Annotated in this window: 1 protein-coding gene and 2 pseudogenes; 2 read left to right on the forward strand and 1 reads right to left on the reverse strand. The window is 39.2% G+C overall.

Features of this window, described 5'->3' with window-relative positions:
* Nucleotides 1-27: 27 nt before the first annotated feature.
* Nucleotides 28-300: pseudogene (locus BGK49_RS14840) on the reverse strand (IS1-like element transposase); the annotation flags it as partial.
* Between the two features lie 429 nt (nt 301-729).
* Between BGK49_RS14840 and BGK49_RS31135 the strand changes: the two are divergent.
* Both BGK49_RS31135 and BGK49_RS27370 read left to right on the forward strand, forming a co-directional pair.
* Nucleotides 730-1029 (forward strand): annotated as a pseudogene (locus BGK49_RS31135) (hypothetical protein).
* A gap of 114 nt (nt 1030-1143) precedes the next feature.
* Nucleotides 1144-1308: IS1 family transposase (locus tag BGK49_RS27370; RefSeq protein WP_047664789.1), on the forward strand; the 165-nt coding region annotated here is incomplete at its 3' end.

A 1308-nucleotide genomic window follows, 5' to 3' on the forward strand; every position in this document is an offset into this window, starting at 1 on the left:
CACTGCCCGGTTGTATGCGCGAGGTTACCGACTGCGGCCTGAGTTTTTTAAGTGACGTAAAACTGTGTTGAGGCCAACGCCCATAATGCGTGCACTGGCGCGACATCCGACGCCATTCATGGCCATATCAATGATTTTCTGGTGCGTACCGGGCTGAGAGGCGGTGTAAGTGAACTGTAGTTGCCATGTTTTACGGCAATGAGAGCAGAGATAGCGCTGATGTCCGGCAGTGCTTTTGCCGTTACGCACCACGCCTTCAGTAGCGGAGCAGGAAGGACATCTGATGGAAATGGAAGCCACGCAAGCACCTTAAAATCACCATCATACACTAAATCAGTAAGTTGGCAGCATTACCAGGTATTATTAATAACCAGAATAAAACTCAAAGCCAGGTTGATATCATTCAAAGTTATTAATATTGACCATGATGTTAATGTATAGATTATGAACTGAAAGCGTGATAAACGCTCAAGCCTGGATGGGTAGAATATATTTCTGATGGATGATTTGAACATTTTTACATTGTTTTATATATATAATTGTTTTGAATATATATTACCTGAATTATGTGGTTTGCATATATATATGCAATATAGCAGTCTTTGCATTGATAACTATACAGTAGTAATTTAGAGTGTGTAAGTTTTTATTGATGGGGTATATTTTAATTAAATATAATTGAAATGTATTTTTATTCTATAAACAATATCTTGGGTGAATGGATTCTATATGGGAAATGGTAACTTTTGGCAGTTCTTCTTGGGTAAATAACCTTACAGCAAAAAATCTGATTTTGTTAAGGCATGGTTATTGTGGTGGGCTATTACCATCCTTGTTCTATTTATTTTAAGCCTGACTACGACATTAAACTTAAGAAGTATAGGTATAGGGTTAAGTTTTGGGTTTTGTCAAATCCTTGGTAGATATACGATGTCTCTAGGATGGAGTAAGTACTGGGGAGTTTTGGGGGTATTTCCTGTAACAAATATTGTTCTTTTTCTTATCTTAATTTTTTTCAAAAAAAGATAAATAAGTCAGTGGGTAGGCTCTTTAAACGGCCTACCCATGTTAATTCTTAACTTTTTCTAGGTAATGCTGCCAACTTACTGATTTAGTGTATGATGGTGATTTTAAGGTGCTTGCGTGGCTTCCATTTCCATCAGATGTCCTTCCTGCTCCGCTACTGAAGGCGTGGTGCGTAACGGCAAAAGCACTGCCGGACATCAGCGCTATCTCTGCTCTCATTGCCGTAAAACATGGCAACTACAGTTCACTTACACCGCCTCTCAGCCCGGTACGCACCAGAAA

Origin of the sequence: Shigella sp. FC1544 (assembly GCF_001722145.1) — a bacterium.
Lineage (GTDB): Bacteria > Pseudomonadota > Gammaproteobacteria > Enterobacterales > Enterobacteriaceae > Escherichia > Escherichia coli.